This window comes from Erwinia sp. QL-Z3, from assembly GCF_004551645.1.
Lineage (GTDB): Bacteria > Pseudomonadota > Gammaproteobacteria > Enterobacterales > Enterobacteriaceae > Erwinia > Erwinia billingiae.
In genome coordinates this window covers 4319153-4339316 of record NZ_CP037950.1, presented here as the reverse complement: position 1 = coordinate 4339316, position 20164 = coordinate 4319153, and the positions used below count along the sequence as shown (strand labels likewise).

The 20164-nt window shown below is 56.5% G+C and carries 20 protein-coding genes and 1 riboswitch; of the genes, 1 reads left to right on the top strand and 19 read right to left on the bottom strand.

Going from position 1 to position 20164, the window contains the following annotated elements; all coding sequences use genetic code 11:
• Window positions 1-387 precede the first annotated feature (387 nt).
• Window positions 388-1362 (bottom strand): nitrilase family protein, encoded by a 975-nt coding sequence (locus tag E2F51_RS20740; RefSeq protein ID WP_134824426.1) that lies wholly within the window; start codon window positions 1360-1362, stop codon window positions 388-390.
• Between the two features lie 100 nt (window positions 1363-1462).
• Here E2F51_RS20740 and E2F51_RS20735 point away from each other — a divergent pair, with 100 nt between their 5' ends.
• Window positions 1463-2353: a LysR family transcriptional regulator gene (locus E2F51_RS20735; RefSeq protein WP_134824425.1), complete on the top strand. Its 891-nt coding sequence runs from the start codon at window positions 1463-1465 to the stop codon at window positions 2351-2353.
• On the opposite strand, the gene E2F51_RS20730 is transcribed toward E2F51_RS20735, so the two are convergent.
• From E2F51_RS20730 to E2F51_RS20645, 18 genes are all read right to left on the bottom strand, one after another.
• Window positions 2350-2832, bottom strand: a complete 483-nt coding sequence (locus E2F51_RS20730; RefSeq protein WP_134824424.1) for a glutathione peroxidase — start codon at window positions 2830-2832, stop codon at window positions 2350-2352. The genes E2F51_RS20735 and E2F51_RS20730 overlap by 4 nt on opposite strands.
• Before the next feature lie 509 nt (window positions 2833-3341).
• Window positions 3342-4163, bottom strand: coding sequence for a glycosyltransferase family 8 protein (locus E2F51_RS20725; RefSeq protein ID WP_013202743.1), 822 nt, complete (start codon window positions 4161-4163; stop codon window positions 3342-3344).
• Window positions 4164-4180: 17 nt separating this feature from the next.
• Window positions 4181-5560 (bottom strand): D-arabinono-1,4-lactone oxidase, encoded by a 1380-nt coding sequence (locus E2F51_RS20720; RefSeq protein WP_134824423.1) that lies wholly within the window; start codon window positions 5558-5560, stop codon window positions 4181-4183.
• A 169-nt stretch (window positions 5561-5729) separates the two neighbouring features.
• The gene (locus E2F51_RS20715) at window positions 5730-6365 is read right to left on the bottom strand and encodes a TetR/AcrR family transcriptional regulator (protein ID WP_134824422.1); all 636 of its coding nucleotides are present in this window, start codon (window positions 6363-6365) and stop codon (window positions 5730-5732) included.
• A 230-nt stretch (window positions 6366-6595) separates the two neighbouring features.
• Complete coding sequence (locus E2F51_RS20710; RefSeq protein WP_105759945.1) at window positions 6596-7357, bottom strand: hypothetical protein; 762 nt, start codon at window positions 7355-7357, stop codon at window positions 6596-6598.
• A gap of 200 nt (window positions 7358-7557) precedes the next feature.
• Entirely contained in the window at window positions 7558-8493 is a 936-nt protein-coding gene (locus tag E2F51_RS20705) for an ABC transporter substrate-binding protein (protein WP_134824421.1), read from the bottom strand.
• A gap of 25 nt (window positions 8494-8518) precedes the next feature.
• A complete protein-coding gene (locus tag E2F51_RS20700) occupies window positions 8519-9286 on the bottom strand; it encodes an ABC transporter permease (RefSeq protein ID WP_134824420.1) in 768 nt (255 codons plus the stop codon).
• Complete coding sequence (locus E2F51_RS20695) at window positions 9283-10032, bottom strand: ABC transporter ATP-binding protein (protein WP_371732148.1); 750 nt, start codon at window positions 10030-10032, stop codon at window positions 9283-9285. The genes E2F51_RS20700 and E2F51_RS20695 overlap by 4 nt, the downstream gene beginning before the upstream one ends.
• Window positions 10029-10724, bottom strand: coding sequence for a TenA family protein (locus E2F51_RS20690; RefSeq protein ID WP_134824419.1), 696 nt, complete (start codon window positions 10722-10724; stop codon window positions 10029-10031). The genes E2F51_RS20695 and E2F51_RS20690 overlap by 4 nt, the downstream gene beginning before the upstream one ends.
• Window positions 10725-10789: 65 nt before the next feature.
• A riboswitch (TPP riboswitch) is annotated at window positions 10790-10894 on the bottom strand.
• Window positions 10895-11012: 118 nt separating this feature from the next.
• Entirely contained in the window at window positions 11013-12287 is a 1275-nt protein-coding gene (locus E2F51_RS20685; RefSeq protein ID WP_134824418.1) for an OprD family outer membrane porin, read from the bottom strand.
• 153 nt (window positions 12288-12440) lie between these two features.
• Window positions 12441-13841, bottom strand: a complete 1401-nt coding sequence (locus tag E2F51_RS20680; RefSeq protein ID WP_134824417.1) for an FAD-binding oxidoreductase — start codon at window positions 13839-13841, stop codon at window positions 12441-12443.
• Window positions 13842-13871: 30 nt separating this feature from the next.
• Window positions 13872-14687: an ABC transporter permease gene (locus tag E2F51_RS20675; protein ID WP_013202733.1), complete on the bottom strand. Its 816-nt coding sequence runs from the start codon at window positions 14685-14687 to the stop codon at window positions 13872-13874.
• Between the two features lie 3 nt (window positions 14688-14690).
• The gene (locus E2F51_RS20670; RefSeq protein ID WP_134824416.1) at window positions 14691-15518 is read right to left on the bottom strand and encodes an ABC transporter ATP-binding protein; all 828 of its coding nucleotides are present in this window, start codon (window positions 15516-15518) and stop codon (window positions 14691-14693) included.
• Window positions 15515-16498 carry an ABC transporter substrate-binding protein gene (locus E2F51_RS20665; protein ID WP_167738452.1) on the bottom strand — a complete coding sequence of 328 codons (984 nt, stop codon included), beginning with the start codon at window positions 16496-16498 and terminating at the stop codon, window positions 15515-15517. The genes E2F51_RS20670 and E2F51_RS20665 overlap by 4 nt, the downstream gene beginning before the upstream one ends.
• A gap of 13 nt (window positions 16499-16511) precedes the next feature.
• The gene (locus E2F51_RS20660) at window positions 16512-17393 is read right to left on the bottom strand and encodes a creatininase family protein (protein ID WP_013202730.1); all 882 of its coding nucleotides are present in this window, start codon (window positions 17391-17393) and stop codon (window positions 16512-16514) included.
• Between the two features lie 21 nt (window positions 17394-17414).
• Window positions 17415-17885 carry a RidA family protein gene (locus E2F51_RS20655; RefSeq protein ID WP_013202729.1) on the bottom strand — a complete coding sequence of 157 codons (471 nt, stop codon included), beginning with the start codon at window positions 17883-17885 and terminating at the stop codon, window positions 17415-17417.
• Window positions 17875-19164: an amidohydrolase family protein gene (locus E2F51_RS20650; RefSeq protein WP_134824415.1), complete on the bottom strand. Its 1290-nt coding sequence runs from the start codon at window positions 19162-19164 to the stop codon at window positions 17875-17877. Before E2F51_RS20650 ends, E2F51_RS20655 begins: the two co-directional genes overlap by 11 nt.
• Window positions 19161-20135, bottom strand: a complete 975-nt coding sequence (locus tag E2F51_RS20645; RefSeq protein ID WP_134824414.1) for a PDR/VanB family oxidoreductase — start codon at window positions 20133-20135, stop codon at window positions 19161-19163. The genes E2F51_RS20650 and E2F51_RS20645 overlap by 4 nt, the downstream gene beginning before the upstream one ends.
• Between the last annotated feature and the right edge of the window lie 29 nt (window positions 20136-20164).

The window sequence follows — 20164 nt, the reverse complement described above, 5'->3', positions numbered from 1 at the left end:
GGGAAAGCGTGAAATTGAACATACTCATCGGCATGTTGCTTGCAGTTACGGTTGGTTTTACCCTTTTCGGGCTGATATTTTCCCTGAAGCAGCTGTAGCAAATCATGGGCTGTGCAAAACTGTAACGCTATCCCAATGAAACGGTATTAGCACCGTGTGATTTCTCTCGCGGTGCAGATATTAAATACATGTCTGCGCTTCCACTCGTCAGATTGGAGGGAAGGGCACATAAGGTCAAGCGAGGCGCAGTAACGGCGTCAGGATAGGGCGCTTTCCGGAGAGGGATGCCAGAACCAAAAGTCTGTTATGGCCGGATGTAAATCCTGTTTAATGCCCGCGTTCCCGGAAAAAATGCTGCAGCCAGAAGTGATTCCATGCGGTTTCATTTTACGGTATCTCATCCGAAAATCGTGCGCTGATCGCATCACGTTCATAACCCTGCGGTTGTGTCAGAATCTGGTATAAATCAGGACGGCGACCGTGGATCCAGCGACGTCCGGTACTCATGGCAAGCAGGCTTAAATCCAGTTCTGCGCTCACCATACAATCTTCAGCAGCCCAGGTTTCATTAATGATTCTTCCATAAGGATCCAGGATCATGGCATTGCCTGTGCGGACTTCGTCATCATCTGCGCCTACGCCGTTACTAAAGAGAAGAAATAACCCGTTGTCGTGCGCACGGGCAGGCAACCATCGCATTAGCCATTCCCGACCGCTTGGCCCCTTGAATGCAGCAGTCATTTCTTCCTTTCGCGTTTCCCGTTCCGCCCAGAGCGCCAGGGGAATGGGTTTCATCGCATAAGGGCTGCGTGAATCGGTACCGCCTGTTTGATGGGGCGCGAGAAGAATATCTGCCCCCAGCAATGCCGTAGCGCGCACGTTTTCCACCAGGTTATTGTCCCAGCAAATCAGGATGCCTACTTTTACTCCCCAGGGCGTATCAAAAACGGTAAACCTGTCACCGCTGCTGATGGCCGGATGCTCAAAAGCATGAAGTTTACGATGCGTCTGCATTGAGCCGTCCGGCATACAGGCAACGTACGCATTATAAAGGCGGCCATCATCGGCTCGTTCAATTAGCCCGGCACCAATAAGCATTTGATGTTTTATCGACAAAGCGCGAATTAACATCAGGGAAGGGCTGGTTGCGATCGGTTCAGCAAGAGCAGAAACCTCCGCTGTGGTGAGCTTTGGCACATGCCAATAACCGGTGAGACACATTTCCGGAAACGTCAGAATTTTCACCTGCTGGATGGCTGCCTGCTCAATAAACTTCTCCATTATCAGTAGATTATATTTTTTGTCATTTGCCCGATGCTGAAACTGTACGGTTGCAGCCTTTAAAGACGTCAATTCGTGCATGATGCTTCTCCAGTTGTTGTAGAAACTGAATTACATAACGATTTCCAATAACTGTATAATCAAATGATTTCCATTTTCGATAACCTTTTGGAATGAAAAATTGAATATCCGTTTGTTAAAAGCCTTTTTGATGCTGGCTGAAAAAGGAAATTATGCTGACGCGGCAAGGGCACTGTGTATTTCGCAACCTGCATTGACTAAGCAAATTAATCTTCTTGAGTCGACGGTGAAGGTGTCACTTTTTTCACGCGGGCGTCACGGCGCAACACTGACCGCCGGGGGGAGAAGCTTATTGCCAGAGGCTGAAAAAGTGGTCAGGCAAACTCAGTTATTTATGCACCACGCAGAGCGCGTTTCAGTCGGTATTGAGGGGCATATAGCCGTCGGATTTGGCCTCCCAAGCTTTTATCTGGCACCACGCTGTATTGCTGATTTTCGCAGAGATTGTCCGGGAATTGAGATGTCTTTGACGGATCTTCCCTCCTTCTTACAGTACGAGCTACTGCAAAATGATGAGCTTCAGGTAGGGTTTGTCAGGGTCCCTCCACCTGTAGCGCTTGATTACCTGCCATTATTCACCGATCGGCTGGTTCTGATTGCACCTGCAACGCCCGCGTTATCATTGTCTGCTGCTGAATGGCTAAAAAAATGTCCCCTGTTACGTCTTCATACAGAACGAGGACAGGGTCTAAATGCGCAGATTGACCGCTTTCTGCAAGATAACGGTCTTTTTATATCATCCACCCAGCTGGCTGATGATATACACACTATTGTCGCATTGGTGATCGCGGGTACAGGTGTAGCCATTTTGCCCTATAGCGTTCTGCATATCGCGCCACCGGAACGGGTGATTATTCCGTTAGCAGGCAAGTCAATAAGCTGGAAAGTTGGCATTGCCTGGAACGCAGGCTCGGAGAATGTCATCCGGGATAATTTTATTGCCAGTATAAGAAAGCGTATTGCGGTCGATTCGATCAATACTCGCCCTTAAAGTTCAAGCGCAGCCACAATGACGGATTCCATTTTCTCGGGTTTGGTGAACGGGGCGAAACGCTTGAGCGGTTTGCCGTCGCGTCCAATCAGGAACTTGGTGAAGTTCCACTTAATCCGTCCACCCAGCACGCCTGGCAATGCGTCTTTCAGGTAGCGAAATACAGGGTGACTATTGGCGCCGTTGACCTCCACTTTCCCGAACATTGGGAAGCTCACGCCATAGTTGATGTGACAGGTCTGCGCGATTTCGTCGGCACCGCCGGGTTCCTGTTTACCGAACTGGTTGCAGGGGAAACCCAGCACCACCAGTCCCTGGGCGGCGTACTTCTTGTTTAGCGCCTCAAGCCCTGCGTATTGCGGCGTGAAGCCGCACTGGCTGGCAGTATTCACCACCAAAACCACTTTGCCCGCATAGTCGGCCATCGAAACAGGCTTGCCATCCAGACGGGTGGCGGAAAGTTGATGAAAGGTGGTCATAGCGGAAACCTCAGAGAAAATCAGTTTGACGTCAACATCTGGAACGAAGCCGCCAGTATACCGATGCAGAAGGGTTTTAATCAGCGAAAAGCGGACGTGTAAGCATCGAGAGTCCGCTTAAAATCGCGCTAGCACATCATAATGAAAATTCTTAACTGCAAGAATGGCAAGAATGGCAAGAATGGCAAGATTGACAGGACATAGGTGGTTTTAGCTTTTGAACTGTGTAACCCCATTCAACCAGTCATCACTGAAGCTCAGGGAGGGGAGGGCGCGTTGATAAGCAAAGCATCTGCGACAGGGATGTCGCAGCTGAGCCTCCAGGGATGGATTCACGGCGACTTTGTGTTCAACGCGCCCTCCCTGACCCGTCACCCGAACCCGCAGACGACTTCCCCCAAAGACACCACTGCATCATGAAGGGATTCACGGCGACTTTGCGTTCAACGCGTCCTCCCTGACCCGTCACCCAAACCCGCAGACGACTCCCCCCAACCCACCAATCCAAATCAGGCTTCCGCGATATCCCACCACATCTTATTCAATGCGTAATAGCGGTCGCCCTTGTCCAGCGCCTTCTCCCATGGCTTATCAATGATAAAGTGAATGTTCTTCACCTCATCCAGATCCCACATCGCGGAGTGCTGGAACGGTAGCGTTTTCAAGGCGTTGTAAATGTACGGCAAGGGCTTCCAACGCTCGTGGAAATAGTCGTTGAGGAAGTCCTGCTCGGCAAACAGATAGCGGGAAAGATCGTCCAACTCCGCCAACTGATGCAACATATCTTCAAATATCGCCTGATCCGGACGCAGCACCAGGAAACCGCCGTTCAGGTAATTATCCACTTCTTCCAGTTCTTCCGTGTGCTCTATGCCACGGCAAAAACTGTAGAAACAGTTCTCGGGACGCCAGCTTTTCGGATAGCTTGGGATCTTGTTGGGATTGCAACGACAGGCGTGACAGGCCGCAATCTGATCCTCTTCCAATGGCAGCTCAAACAGCTCATCCATGTTTTGCGTCACTAACATGTCCGCATCAAGGAACACAATGCGTTCAAATTCGGTCAGCTTCCAGACCGCCAGCTTGGTCCAGACCTCGGAAAAACGGGCGTTGGCGTAGTTGTTTTGCAGGCTGCTGTTCGGGCTGATCGGCTGCACATCGCGCAGCAAACAGCCGGCTGCTTCCAGCGCCTTACGCGCATCGGCATCGATATTTTCCGTGACCATCACCACCAGTGGAAAGGCGCTGCCTGACTTCACTAACGATTTCTGCAAGGCCTGCACGCCAACCAGATAGCCTGGCTGCGTCAAAAGGGTAGTCCATGCCTTCATTGGCTTCTCCTGGATAATCAGTCTAATAATGCGGCGGTAAACGCATTCTCAAATTTATGCTGGGGATCCAGCGCTTCACGCACGCTGGCAAACTCATGCCACTGCGGATAGAGTGCTGCCCAATCGTACAACGGCGCCTCAAAGTATTTGCCCCAATGCGGGCGGCCACCTTCTTCAGCCAATACTTCTTCGACGGCGCGCAGGAAATTCACCCCTTCTTCAGACAGTGAACCGTCCTCGGAGTAATACACCACAAAACCAAAGAAGCAGGTGTCCTGCTGATAGGCCGGGCTGAGCCAGGACGAGGACGGGCCGGTGCAGCGCAGGATAATCGGGTAATGCATGTGCGGCTGGGTATCGGCATGCCAGGCTTTAATCTTGCGGATCACCTCGCCGGCACGCGCCAGCGGAATGCCGATCTCAACGTTGATCTGCGGCGTGGCGATCCCGCGACAGAACACCTGATACACATCGCCGGTCACGTCCGAGAAATCCTTAAAGCGCGTGACGGTGCGGAACGGTTTGCCATTCTCATCAAGAATTTTGGTGTCGCTGCGCATATGCTCCAGCGTCTGATCGATGGTCTCGTTCATCGCATCACTGGTCTCTTCCTGCTTCAGCAGATCTTCGTTGTTATCCTGATAAAGTGCGATCTCTTCTGCATTCGCTTCTCGTGCTGCCCAGACGTGAACCTGGTTCTCGTTCGGGAACCACCAGGCTTTGCTCAGCGCATAGTTGTGGTTCCAGTCGAGTAGATCCTCTTCCAGCGTGTCGGCACTGACCGCATTTTTGAAACAGGTGTAAACCACAGAAGGCGTGGTGCGTAATGTCACCTGAGTCAGCACGCCTAACGAGCCTAACCCCAGTTGCACCGCCGGGAACCACTTATGGTCGCGGTCATACTCGGCAATGCTGCCGTCGGCCAGCACCAGACGGATGCTCAGCGCCTCATCGGCAATCGAACTTTGCTGCAATCCCTGGCCGTGGGTCCCGGTCGACAGGGCACCGGCAAGGGATTGCGAGGCAATCACGCCAGGGGAAGCAGGCAGCATTCTGCCAATGCCGGACAGGATCTCGTAAACCTCGTGCAGCGGCGTACCGCCGGCAAAGGTGGCGCTGTCATCGGTGATCGCAATCAAGCCGCGCAGCTTGCTGAGGTCCACCAGCGTATCGCCTTGCTCCACCAGCTTGAGCATCCGGCCGGGCGACATTTTGCTGCCCATTACGCGGATTTTACCCCGGCTGGCGGCAACCAGCTGCTGCAATTCGGACTCGGACTCCGGTGCGCACACCGCGTTTTTATCGCCCAGCGTGGAATTTTGGGCCCAGTTCCATACTTTGCCATCAGCGGCAGGATGGGGGTTGCGAAGGGGATATCCGCGATTTTCGCTCGTCATCGACTACTCCTTTCATAAGGACAATAACAAATCAGTAAGGGGGAAAAGCGCAGGAATAAGCTTTCGAGGCGCCGTACATTACCGGTAAGCATAGCTGAAAAGCCCCAGAACGACAGGTTCCGGGGCGTGAAAAGTTGTACAGGATGTTATTCGTTGTACAGATTGGCGATCAAATCGGACGCAGATAGCGCAGGGTGGCATCAACCACCAGCTGACGATTACGTGAGATGCTCTGCTGTTCGCTCTCGCTGCCGCCAAACAGCGTGTTGAAGGTGTAGCGGTTCGACACGTTATGCGTGCAGATGCTGCTGATCAGACGGTGAACGTCGACCGTGTCCGCTTTGCTGTCGAACACACCTGCCGCTTTACCGCGCGCCAGAATATCTTCCAGCACGTCGAGGGCACTCTGATTCAGCGTTTTGATGCGCTCCGACTGGCTGATATAGCGCCCGCGCATCAGATTCTCGGTGCAGACTAAGCGCATAAAATCCGGGTGGGTGATGTGATAGTCAAAGCTGGCTTCGGCGAGGCGCGCCATGGCAATCACCGGCGGCATTTCCGCCAGGTTCAGCCCGGTTTCATGCTGGCGAATTTCCTGATACACCTGCTCCAGGACTTCCACATACAGGTTCTCTTTGTTGCTGAAGTGATACACCACCATCCGTTTGGTGGTCTGGGCATGTTCCGCAATCTGTTCCATGCGGGCGCCCTGCAGGCCGAATTCGGCAAAAGTGGCAAGCGCACCGGCAAGGATGCGTTTCTTCAACCCTTCCGGGTCGTTTTTTCTTTTGGCTGTGACTGACATAGCAACTCGTTAAATCCGTCGTCTGTAAGAGGACCCTGACAGGGTTTACATCCACCATATTACCACAGAAAGCCTAAGGCCTCGTGAGCAGGGCGGGCGGTGTGATCCTGTTGGTCAATAATAAGGTATGGAGTCATCTGACGAAGATTCAACCCTGTACAAGGGAAGGGTAACGGTGGGGGATTGGGTTGCCACGAACATGTTCAGGACGCTGTTCGCGGCAAAGTGACTCAAAAATAAGGATGCGTTCCGTCTATCACGCTGGCGTAATGACCTTTGATTTTCTCATTCAGCTGCGCCTCGTTCGGCAGAGGCCGCCCGCGCAGCACCGCTTCGGTGGTGAAGCAGAAAATCAAAATGCCCCGACTGCAAATGTTGGCGGCCTCGGTGTAGCTTTCAAGCGTCGAGAAATACGCATCGCTGCTTTTGGCTTTTTCCAGACTGGCGGACATCACCGACACCAGCATACGGTAAACGTCTATCGCCTCGCCCAGCACCGGGATTTTACCGATTGAGAACGCCAGAATCTTGCTGATGCGGGTAAACAGCAGCTTTCTGTCCGGCAACGCAAACAGCTCTTCCAGCGTCTCCAGCCACAGGTTAAAGGTGGTGGCGAACAGTTCATTCTGCACGATCTGCAGGCTGGCATGCTGCCAGGAGAATGAGGCCGCCATCAAGGCAAAATCCCGCTGATAGCTCAGGAATGCCTGCTCATTGTCATCGTCCGCCAGCGTCAGCGCATTACTGGCCAGCTCGAAGTTTTGCAGCTCTTGCTGACTGTCTGCTTCATGCCAGTCAATCAGCCTGGCTTTGCGCAGTTGCAGGGTTTTTAACGCTTCCAAATCGTGGAAGGTTGCCATCGCGATCTCACTGGCTAACAGCGCCTTATTGATCGTCTGAATCACCACGGGCGACTCCACCACAGAACGCTGCGCCAGCAATTCATTGCGGCGATTAAGGTAGGCGGCGGCAGGACTGAGGAAGTTGCTCATGGAGTTTACCCGGGGTCGGAGGGGGGACAGGCATCAGAGAACCTGTACAGTAGGTTCCAGTATGGCATAACTTATTGGTAAGAAAGCCTGGGGAGAAAGCTTTTCAGGATAATGCCAGATAGCCTTGGGTAATCAGCAGCTTGAAATGGCCTGCAACATCGGTTCGCCCACCAGCACCGACTGGCGGGCTTTACGACTTCTTAACGTAATTCCATCGCGTAATTGTTAACCGGCGTTATTTTTTGGATCAGCTTGTGGTCAAAAAGAAACCGTTCGTAAGCCTGATAACGGGCTGTATCCAGATGGGCCGGATCGCGGGCAAACAGCGGCAGGGTTTTCATCCACGCGGCTTTGTTTAAGGCATTATTAAGGTCCGGGTGCGCGCTGGCGAACGCATCCCAACTCTCCTGCGGATGAGCATGCAGGTAGTCGCTGCCTTTCTTCAACGCGATCAGGAATTTTTTGATTTTCGGCGCGTTCACCTCATCGCGATTCGCCACGATAATCAGCTCGTCATAGGCCGGAACGCCGTAGTCCTCAACGTTGAACACCTGCGGATCCTTGCCATGCTGCTTCAGCTCCAGCGCTTCGATATTGCGATAGCCGCCTATCACCGCATCGACCTGGCCCGCCATCAGCGCGCTGTTCAGCTGGAAATTGACGTTGACCATCTTCACCTGATCCAGACTGACCTGTTCATGGTTGAGCATGGTGCCCAGCGTCGCCTGTTCAATACCGCTGACCGAGTAGCCAATTTTTTTGCCTTTCAGCCCGGCCGGCGAGGTGATGCTTTTATCCAGCGTCATCACCGTATTTAACGGCGAGTTGATCAGCGTGCCGACGCGCATCAGCGGTAAGCCCTGATCGGCAAAGAAATGCAGCTGTGGCTGATAGGTGATCGCCAGGTCGGCCTGTTTGGCTGCCACCAGCCGTGGCGGCAATGCCGGATCGGAAGGCGGCACAATTTTCACGTCCAGCCCCTGTTCCTTAAACGCGCCAATCTGTTCCGCGACCATGATCGGCGCGTGATCGGGGTTGATATACCAGTCCAGCACCAGCGTCAGCTTGTCGTTGGCGCTGGCGGCGTGGGCACAGGCGGCAGTCAGCAGCAGGCCGCAGAGCGTTTTATTAAACATGTGTTTCCCTTGAGTGAGGTATCAATCAGTCATTTTCCGGTGCCCAGCGGATCAGGCGACGCAGTGCACTGTCCACCGCCAGCCACAGCAGCAGAGTCATCAGCACCAGAATAAAAAGTGCCGCAAAGCAGAGTTCGGTTTGCATCCGCGCATTGGCGTTCAGCATCACGTAGCCCAGACCTTCGCCTGCGCCGACCCATTCGCCGATAATGGCACCAATCGGCGCCACCGCCGCCGCCATCCTCAGCCCGGAGCCAAACGCGGGCAGCGCCGCCATCAGCCGCACATGGCGTAATAACGCCCAGCGGGACGCGCCCATGGTGCGGGCGAGGTCGAGAAAATCGTTATTGACCCGGCGCAACCCGTCGAAGAAAGCCGAGGTGACCGGGAAGAAAATCACCAGCACCGCCATCGCCACCTTGGCGCTGATGCCGAAGCCGAACCACAGCACCAGCAAGGGTGCCAGCGCAAAGACCGGTATGGCCTGGCTGGTCAACACCAGTGGCATCAGCCAGCGCTGTAAGCGGGGGGAGAACATCATGCACAGCGCAAGGATGGCGCCGAGCAACACGCCGGCGACCAGCCCGCTGACGATTTCTGCCGCAGTCACCAGCGTGTGCGCCGCCAGATACGCGCGGCTGGTCCACAGGACGTCGGCAACCGACATCGGCGTGGGCAGCAGGAAGGCAGGAACGCCACTGCGGGTGATTGCCCACCAGACGGCAATCAGGCCGATAAATACCGTCAGGCCACGCCGCCAGCGGCCAAAGGCCGATTCTTTTACGGATATCATCCTGCCGCCCGGGTCAGCTGTTGCAGTAATTCACCCTGGCTCTGCAACAGGTGCCGATCGTCAGGGGCCCGGGGCGGCAGTCCGGCAATCTGATGCGAATCATCAATCCCGGCCGCAGACAGCACCAACAGCTGGTGGCTAAGGCGGCAGGCTTCCAGCGGATCGTGGGTGATCAGTAACACCGTGTGGCCGGTCAGTAACTTTGAGGCCAGCGTCTGGATACTGGTGCGGGTAATGGCGTCCAGCGCTGAAAAGGGCTCATCCATCAGCACCATCGGCTGACGCTGATAAAGCGTGCGGGCCAGCGCGGCACGCTGCCGCATGCCGCCGGACAGCGCGGCAGGCAGGCTGTCGCCATACCCGCTAAGCCCGACGCGATCCGTCAGTTCGTCAGCCCATTCGCGGTCGGGCTTCTCGCCACGCAGGCGTGAGGCGAGGCTGATATTGTCGCGAACGGTCAGCCACGGATAGAGCAGATCTTTCTGCCCCATATAGGCCACGCGTCCCTGCACCGGCAGGCCATCGCTGCCGGTGACCGTGCCTGCCGTCGGCTGCGCCAGCCCGGCTATGATCTTCAGCAGGCTGGTTTTTCCGACGCCGCTGGCTCCCAGCATCGCGGCAAACTGACCGCCGGTGATATCGACGTTCAGCCGTTCAAACACCGTCCGTGCGCCGTAGCGCAGGGTCAGATCGCGCACCTCAATCCCCGGCGGGATCACGCCGCGGGCAATGTCATGACTGTTCATACCACGTTGCTCAGGCTGGCATTGAGGCCCATCTGCCAGAAGGCACTTTCCAGCCGGGTGGCGGTGGTGAAGATGGTTGAAAGCTCCGGCAGACGACTTTGTGCGCCGCGCTGAACCCCAACCGTTTCCAGTAGATCTATCGCCCGCTGAACGCTGGCCAGATAGTTTTCGTCGCCGTAGTTGGCGATCAACGAGCGGTAGGGATTGCCTTCGGTGACGGTGGTGGGATTGTGCAGCAAGCCGAGGCCTATTTCGGCATAGCCCGCGACGCAGGGAAGCAGTGCGGCCAGCAGATCCAGCGCATCGCCGGACTGGCCGATATCCAGCACATAGCGGGTGTAGTTGAGGGTTTCGGGCGCTTCCTGTTCATTGCGCATCTGGCTTTCGCTTATGCCCCACTGCGTGCAGTAACCGACATGCAGCGGCAGCTCGGCGACGATGGCGTTCAGCGAGGCGGTGGCGGCACGCATTTCTGGCAAGGTTCGGAACTTGCTGACCAGCAGGGCATAGGCGCGGGCGAAATGGATCAGGAACAGGTAGTCCTGGGTCAGATAGCGCCGAAACGCGCTTTCAGGCAGCGTGCCCTGGGCCAACTGCTGAAGAAAAGGGTGGTTAACGTAGTGCTGCCAGTCAGCGGCAGCCTGCTGGCGAAGCTGGCCATAAAGACCACGGGAAAACATGTTGTCAGACATGGGACCTCCAAAAGTGAGTGGAGATCCGGGCGTGCAGAGGTATGAACAGGCAACGATCGAAAGTGGTGCTATTGCCAACCCGTCCCTTCGCTGGCATGACCCAGATCAGGTTCAAAGGGTCCGGCTTACGTCGCCATCTCAGCCCATACAGGACACCCCTCGGAGAGGCTTGTTATACGATAATTACTTTTTGATTACAATCGATGGCTGGCAGCTGAGCCGGCGTTACCACGAAAAACGGCCTTCTTGCGAAAGCCGTTGTTTAAGCGCCACTAAGCCTGCTTTGGCTTAAAAATCATATTCTAACGCTAAGCGGTTCTGCCAGAAGTTCTTGTCAGAGGTCGAGGTGGTTTGCACGCCGACAAAGTCGGTCAGGCTCAGCCCTTTCAGCACACCATCAAAGCTGTAGGTGCCGTAAATCAGGTACTCCGACTGATTGCTGCTGGGCGCGCCGGCGCTGGCGGTCAAATCCATAAATGAGTAGCGGCTGCCGAGGGAAATATTGCTGTTGGCGGTCCAGTTAAGATCGGTGGAGTAGGCGTTGCCGCTCCCCAAATCCTGGGTACTGGTGAAGAACGGTTGGGCAAAATACTGGCCGGACGAGGTGTTATGAGCATAAGGCGTCACCAGCGCACCGTTGCCATAGGCATTCTCACTGGCGGCGATATGGTCCCAGTTCAGTGACCAGCGCAATGACGGCACAAAATTCATCGCATACTGCGCGCCGTAGCTGCTGCTGTTCACTTCGCCCGCCAGCGCATCGCCCTTACTCAGGCCGCGAATAAACTGCACGCCAATTTTGGGCTGCAACGGATTTTCCGACCACGACAGGAAGCTGTCGGCGTAAACCATCTTGGTGTAGTTATTGTATTCTTCGTACCACAGCTGGCCGGTCAGCTTTTTATCATCCAGCTTCAGGGCACGTCCGCCGCCGATGCCCCACATGCCGTTAGTGCGGCCATCGGCATCGGTGTAGGCGGTGGTGTCGAGGAACTGATCGTCACCCCAGGGTTTATAGCGGGTGATTTTGGTGGCGTGCAGGAAATTGTCGCTGTCGCCATAATTGGCGTCCACACCCCGGAACAGTATCGGGGTGATGCGCCAGTCGTAATCGCCAATAAACGGGATATTGATACGCTGGTCACCGGCGGTGATGCGGAAGTCCTGATAGTGCCAGCTCAGATAGGCTTCGCCGACGCCGGTCTCGTTTGGCCCCAGTTCACCGATCAGGTGGTCATCGTTATGCGAGATGCCGCGTTGCAAAATGCCGCTGACGCCAAGGCTCAGGCCATAATATTCCGCCGTGGCGTACTTCACGCTGCCACCGTAGCTGACGGTATCCTGCGAATAGCCCGGCGAGAAATAGGCGTTGTGGGTGGAATAATAGAGGCTGCGCAGGCTGCCATGGACCGAGCCGCAGGTAAACATTTCGGTCAGTGAATCGGCGACGCCGGCATCACAATCCGAAACCGGTGCCGCAGCCAGCGCGTGACCCATTAATAAAGCCTGAGAGACGACGAGTGCACCCAACTTTAGCACAAAGTTGACCTTCTTTGTTTTCATCAATAGCTTCCTGTCAAAAATTTGAAAATGATCTGCCCGCAGCAAAATTTGCTGAGTAATTGTTTTTGGGTATCCGGTAAAACCTTCCAGTGGCGAGCGCATTATTTTAGCTACGCAGGTTAGTTACGCACTGTAATTAATTTTATTGCGATTTCATTTAATCAGTGACAGCGGATCGCTTGGTAATTCCAGCGTGTCGCGCATGTCCCAACCCTGCAGCTTGCCTGGGTTGAGCAGTCCTGCCGGGTCCAGCGCCTTTTTAACTGAAACCACCTCGGCCTTAATTTCCCCTTGCTTACCTTCTTCAATGGTAAAGACATGAGGGTTATTTATTTTTACATCATGATCGCGAAATATCTGCATTATTTCGTTCAATCTTTCTTCACTGGAATAGCGAATTAATTGTAATCCGCTGGCAGTGATATTGCTGTCGTTGTCACGCAGGAATTCAATATGGGAAATAACTTCATCGCCGAACAATTCCGCCATCGCAATAATCTGCTGACGATAGGTGGAATAATTGAACGCCGTCTGCAAATAGGTCAGGGTGCTGTCCACTTTCAGCGCATGCAGCGTGGTGTGGTTCCAGCAATATTCCATCAAGGAGGCATTGGCTTCACGCGCCTCGTCCGCCGTCTGGCGCACGGCATTCTGGCCGCGATACTTTTCTAACAGTCCGCTGCACAGGCCTTCACTATGCTCCGCAATCACGCTGATCACCCCATGTTGCGTGGCCCGGTAGTTGCCGTTCAGATGGGTGAAATAGCTTGGGATCGGCGCGGCGAACAGCGCAAGCTGGCGTTTCACCAGCCCTGGCGAGCGGGCAAAGGCATTGGCATAGTCCAGCGCATCGGTAAAGTCGTCGAACACATCCAGCCGCTCAATCCACTGATGCACCGGTGCCAGCGCCAGTTCGACTTCCAGCACGATGCCGTTGCTGCCGTAAGCATGATGCAGCAGCAAGGCCTGCGGCGCGGGAACGCTGAGGATGCGCGGCTCGGCTTCCATGGTCATCACTTTCACGCTCAGCACGTTGCCGGGTGCGCCCAGCGGGCCATAGTTGATTGAGCCGATGCCGCCAAAGCCGCCGCCATACAGTCCGCCCAGCGTCGCCAGACGATAGGTCGACGGCATACAGCGCAGCTCCCAGCCCTCAGGACGGGTTACCGTTTCAATCTCGGCCAGACGGATCCCCGCCTGCGCCCGCACGCGGCCTTCACCCAGTTCCACCACCTGATTAAACGCGGTCATATCGACCAGAATGCCGCCCTGTAGCGGCACCAGCTGACCGTAATTGCCGGTTGCGCCACCGCGTAATATCAGCGGCAGGCCGTGCTGCACGCAGGCCTTGACCAGCAGGCTGAGCTCTTCTTCATTGCGCGGGCGAACCACCGCATCGGCCTGCTTGTTTTCCAGCTGCTGCTTCAGCACCGGGCTGAACCAGTGAAAATCGCGCGAAAGACGTTTGACCTTGGGGGCCTGAAGCGTCCACTCGAGGTCGGGAAGCGCCAGCAGCATCTGCTCTACGGCGTTCTTACGTTGTTCACTGTCCATACTCATCCTGTCGGCAAAAGGGTCATTAAATTAGTGAGACTGCACGGCTTCGCTTTCATGCCAGGCGCTGAGGGCGCGCCGGGAAATCCACGACATCACGCCAAACAGCGCGATCCCGGTTAACGAAATCAACAGCAGCGCGGCAAACATCAGCGGAATATCCAGCTGATAGCCTGCCTGTAAAATCTGATAGGCCAGTCCGGTGTTGTTGCCGCCGGTGCCCGCCACAAACTCGGCCACGACCGCGCCGATCAGCGACAGTCCGCTGGAGATGCGCAGCGCGCCGAAAAAGTACGGCAGGGCAGAGGGAATGCGCAGGCGCACCAGGATCTGCAGGCGGCTGGCATGGCTCAGCTGGAAATAGCTCAGCAGGCCGGGCGACACGCTGCGTAACCCCTGGGTGGTGTTGGAGATAATCGGGAACACTGCCATCAGCGTCGAGCAGACCACTAACGACAGCGTGGTGTCTTTCACCCAGATGATGATCAGCGGCGCGATCGCCACAATCGGCGTCACCTGCAGAAATACGATGTACGGGAACAGCGCCGTTTCAACAAAGCGGTTCTGCACCAGCACAAAGGCCACCGCGCAGCCGATGACGATCGACAGCACAAAGGAGATCAGGGTGATTTTCAGCGTGAACAGCAGCGACATCATCAGCGAGCCGAAGTTGGTCCACAGGCTTTGCAGCATCACCACCGGCGACGGCACGAGGAACTGCGGGATTTTGAAATAGCTGACCCAGCCCTGCCACAGCAGGATCACCACCACGGCGACCACCGCCGGGTAGAGGATTTTACGGAAGGTCGGGTTGCTGGCCCAGGGCGTTGATCGTTGCGTCTGCATGGCTTACTCCTTTCCTGACTGGCTGGCTTGCAGAAGGCTGTCCTGCAGGCGTTTGGCATAAACCGAAAATGCCGGGCTGACGCGGAAGTCTTCACTGCGCGGGAAGGGTTCGGTAATCGCGATATCCTCCACCACACGGCCAGGCCGTGCCGCCATCATGATCACCCGCTGCGACAGAAACACCGCTTCGTGAATGGAGTGGGTGACGAACACCACCGTCAGGCCCTGTTCGCGCCAAAGACGCAGCAGATCGCTGTCCAGCTTGTTGCGGGTGATTTCGTCGAGCGCGCCGAACGGTTCGTCCATCAGCAGCAGCTTAGGTCGTGTGACCAGCCCGCGCGCAATCGACACGCGCATCTGCATGCCGCCGGACAGCTCACGCGGCAGGACTTTGGCAAACTTGCCCAGACCCACCAGCTCCAGCGCTTCACTGACGCGGGTGTTGGCTTCTGCGCGCGGCACGCCCGCCAGATCGAGCGGCAGGCGCACGTTGTTATGCACGTTGCACCACGGCATCAGCGTGGCTTCCTGGAAGACAAACGACAGCGGCTCCTGCGCCTTTTCACGGCTGTCACGCCGCCACAATATCAGCTTGCCGTCGGTCGGTTCAATCAGCCCGGCCACCATCTTCAGCAGCGTACTTTTGCCGCAGCCAGAGGGGCCAAGCAGGGTGATAAACTCACCCTGCTTGATGGTCAGATTGACCGGCAATAACGCGCGGGTGCCGTTGCTGTAGATCTTCTCCGCCGACAGCACCTCAATGGCGGGCTGCGGCGGCGCGCTGGGCGCGCGCACCTCACTCATCACGGTCAGTTTAGGGGCTGAATTCATGGCATAACCTTCGCGTCTTTAATCAGGTCGAGGGTATAGGTCTGTTCAAACGGCACTTTATCGGCGGCGATCAGTTTGTTTTTCACCAACATATCCCAGGTCTCTTTCAGACGCGGTTCGGTGATGATGCCAATGCCGCCGGTTTGTGCGTCGCCGCCGGTCACCAGCTCATATTTCTTCATCTGCGCGATGCCAAAGGCAATCTGATCGGCACCCATTCGCGGGTTGGCCTTGGTGATCAGCACGTTGCCGGCGGTCGGGTCCTGCAGATACTCTTTCCAGCCTTCCATCGACGCCTTGATAAAGGCCGCGACCGCCGTTGGGTGATTTTTCACCGTGTCGGCCATACAGATAATCGAGTTGCCGTACGGCGGATAGCCCCAGTCGCTGAGCGGGTAGACGTAGAATGGCTTGCCGCCTTTTTGCACCGAGAACGGCTCGGAGGTGACGTAGCCCTGCTGGACTAAATTATTGTCCGCGAGGAAAGGCTGCACGCTGAAGGTGTAAGGACGAATTTTGGCGTTGGCCAGGCCCAGATTGCTCTTGGCCCATGGCCAGAACGAGGTATAGGCCTCGGTGGCCAGCAGGAAGGTTTTATCTTTTAATTCTTCGCCTTTGCTGACCTTGTCATGGCTGATAAACACCGTTGGCGAGTGCTGGAACACCGTCGCGACGGTCATCGCATGCACACCGGCCTGCCAGGTCTCCAGCGCCTGACCGTTGTCGCCCAGCGTACAGTCCGCCTGGCCGGCGGCCATCAGCTGCATCACGTTGACCTGCGGGCCGCCCATCTTGATGCTGACGTCCAGCCCGGCATTTTTGTACAGCCCTTTGGCCTGCGCCTGATAAAAGCCGCCGTGTTCTGCCTGAGCGTACCAGTTGGTAAGGAAGGTAAATTTTTCTTCTGCCAGGGTGGAAAAAGAGGTTCCGGCCAGCATCAGGGCAATCAGGCTATAGGTGGGTTTGCGCATGTTATTCATCACGGGAAATCCTTTATTCAGAGGCAAAAGAAGACGAAGGTGGCGTAAAAGAGGTCTGCACAAAGCCATTCCAGTGGTGTTTTCCCCAGGTGGGTTCACTGCGTGCTTTCCATTCCATTTGATGGATTTCGGTAATGGCCTGCGCCCAGCTGGCGGCCAGCGAGTCGAGGATCGCATGGCCCTGCTCAACGGTGGCCTGCGTCGGGTCGCCAATCACGCCGCTGGGACCAAAGTCGTATGAGGCCCAGGCGGCCGCCGGACGGCTGCTGGACAGCGTCGGGCAGGGGAATTCAGGAGGATAGTTCACCACCGCATGCTCCATATGGACGCACTCCGGGGCCAGCGCCAGCATCACCGCCGTTTCGCTGTGGCCCGCGTGCATCGCCATTTTTTGCTCCTGCGCGCTGAGATACTGGTTCTCCACGTTAGGCACGCGGAACACGTCATGCGGGATCATAATCATGTCGCCGTGGCGCAGACGCATCTCGCGTGAGGCCATCTGCAATACCTGCGGCTGCCCGCCGTGGCCGTTGATCATCAACAGCTTGCGGAAGCCGGCGCGATAGACCGATTCGGCAATTTCCAGAATGGTTTGCAGCAGCGTGTCGCCGGTTAAGGTCAGGGTGCCGGGGAAATTCAGATGCTCGTCCGACTTGCCGTAGGTGATCGGCGGAATGGCGAACGCCGGGATCGCTTTTGGCAAACGGGCCAGCGCGTGGCCTGCCACGCCGGACGAGATCACGCTGTCCACGGAGCAGGGCAGATGCGGGCCATGTTGCTCTATGGCGCCAGTCGGCAATACGATCACGGTATTGGCTTTGTCCGGCAGGGCAGCAATCGCCGGCCAGCTAAGGAAAGGGAGGAAGCGGGCTGCGGGAATATAACCGTTAATCATACTGTGCCTCGTTGTCCGACATTATTGCGTTAAGCGGGATTGGGGTAGCCACGCGGTGGCCTCAACTTCAATCAGTACCTCGGCACCTGGCAGCATCTCGCTGACCTGCACCACGGTGGAAACGGGCGGCTGACCGGGATAAAACAGTTTTCGCACCTGGCTGTAATACGGGAAGTGATCGAGGTTGCGGAAATACTGCACCAGCTTGATCACGTCACTCATCTCGCCACCGGCCTCTTCAATCGTGCGGCGGATGCTTTCCAGCACGTACCAACTCTGTGCAAGAATCGGGCCTTGTTTGGCATCGGTCGAGAATTCGCCGGTTTCACCGAGCAACAGGCGGGCATCGGCCGGAATATCCTGAAAGCCGCGCACGATGGTGGCGCTCTGCGGATTGACCGGAATAATGCCGGACAGAAAGATAAAATCTCCCGCGCGACGCCAGGCGGCATATTTGGCGAGCGGCTTGCCCGCTCCGGCTTCAAGACTCATAACAGCACTCCGCATTCCACGTTCGTTGAAAGGTCAGCTTGCCGTGGTGGATCACCACGCGAGCCGCACTGTTTAAAGGCCAGGTTACGCTATCGCTTCCCGGGAAAAGCACCAGGCTGGCGGGGCTACCCACCGCCAGCGGTAAGTCGTTTGCCGTACCGCTCAGCGCAGCAGCAGAACAGATCAGCTGGGACTGCTGGTCAAAAACTCTATCCAGCTGCAGGGCAAACAGCCCGCAGCTCAGGGTATCCAGCGGGTCATAGCTGCCTGCCGGGCAAAAGGCATCCTGCACGTTGTCGCACCCGAGCATCACCGGAATGCCGGCGGCCTGCGCCTCTTTCACCAGGGTGATCCCGCGCTGGCGCGGCGTCTGGCCGACAACGGCGTCCTGCAACAGCAGGTTGGTCATCGGCAGGGCGATCAGGGTGACACGGTGTTTAGCTAATTCGCTGAGCACGACCTTAGCCTGCTGTTCACTGCCGGACGCCAGCGCGCATCCGTGGCTGCAGCAGATATGCCCGCTAAAGGCGTTTTCGCTGAGGAAGTCAGCCAGCCAGACCAGGCCGTTGGCGGTCTCGCTAAGCTCTTCGTCGATATGCAGATCCACATCCAGCCCCCAGCGGGCGGCGCTGTGCATCAGGTTGGCCATCGCGGCCGGATCCCAGTTGGAGGAGTGAACAAATCCGCCTAACAGGCAGTGTTCACCGCTTTGCGCCACCGCGCGGGCAATGCGGTCTGCGGCATCCGCATCGGCGAAAAAGCCCAGTGGCGCCAGCGCCACGCGTTGCAGCGTGACGCCAGGCTGGTGATGGGTCGCCAGTTCATGCCAGGCAAGCGGTGGCGTTGGTTCAAACCAGTCGATATGGCTGCGTAGCAGGCTGACGCCGTGGGACGCCGCCCAGGCCAGGCCCTGCGCCGCGCGCAGGTGGAGATCCTCAGCGGTCCAGTGCTGGCGATCCTGGTGCAGGGTTTCAATCGCCGCTAACAGACCCGGTCGGGCTGGGCGACTGCGGCCAATGGTGAAGGTTTTATCCAGATGCGCGTGCGGTTCAATCAGGCCCGGCAAGGCCAGCGTGCCCTGAAGGTCCCACAAATCTGGCTGGTCGGGCTGAGCGGGGGTTAGCGAGGCGATCCTGCCGTCGGCGAAACGGATATCCGCCGCGACGGGTTCACCCTGCTGCTGCGGCCAGTCGGCGGCCAGCAGCCACGCCGGTAAACGGACGTTGGCAACGCCGGCCAGTGGCGAGCCGGGTGGAGTCGGGCGCGTCGTCAGCCTCACAGGTCGAGGACCAGAACAGGGGATTTGGCGCGGGAACAGCACACCGTTATCTGGCTGTTGTCGGCCTTTTCTTCATCGGTCAGCACACAATCCCGGTGATCCGGAATGCCGTCGATCACGTCGGTAATACAGGAGCCACAAATACCCTGTTCGCAGGAAAGCATAATATCGACTTTGGCACTGAGTAAGACTTCGGCAATGGTCTGCTCCGGGCTGACCAGATAACGTTGTCCGGTGGAACTCAGCTCAATATGAAATGCCGTATTGCCACCTTGTCGCGCTAATTCCGGGTTGCTGAAACGCTCAAAATGTAACTGGTCGGGCTGCCAGTGATGCTGCTGCATAATGTCCTGCAGCCGCTGAATAAAGCCGTCCGGTCCGCAGGCCATCACTCGGGTATGCGGGTCGGATTGCGTCAGGGCGAACGGCGTGTTGTGGCGCAGGGAATCGTTTGCGTCGCTGTAATGAAAAAACACCCGCTCCGCGAGAGGTTGCGCGCTCAGACGCGGCAGGAAAGCGGTTTGTTCAGCGTTCGAAGCATAGTAATGCAGCTCACATTCGCCGCCCTGACGCGCGATAGCTTCCGCCATCGCCAGCAACGGCGTAATGCCAATCCCGCCTGCCATCAGCAGATAACGCGGTGCGTCCGGTAGCGGAAAATGATTGCGCGGTGCGGAAATCGTCAGGCTGTCGCCAGGCTTAAAATGGTGGTGAATATGCTGCGAGCCGCCAGAGGACAGTTCGGCCAGCTTGACGCAGATTTCATAATATTCCGCGTCACCGTGTTCGCCACAAAGAGAATACTGGCGCGGGCCAATCTCAGGAATAAACAGGTCGATATGTGCGCCGGGTAACCAGCCTGGCAACGCATAATCCCGCTGGGCAATTAACTGCAATGACCGGTTTCCTGCGCCATTTTCAGTGATTGCTTTGATCGTGACAGGGATTATTTCGACGTCTTTCATGTTCATTTACCGTAGCGAGTCTGGACTCTGTTTGA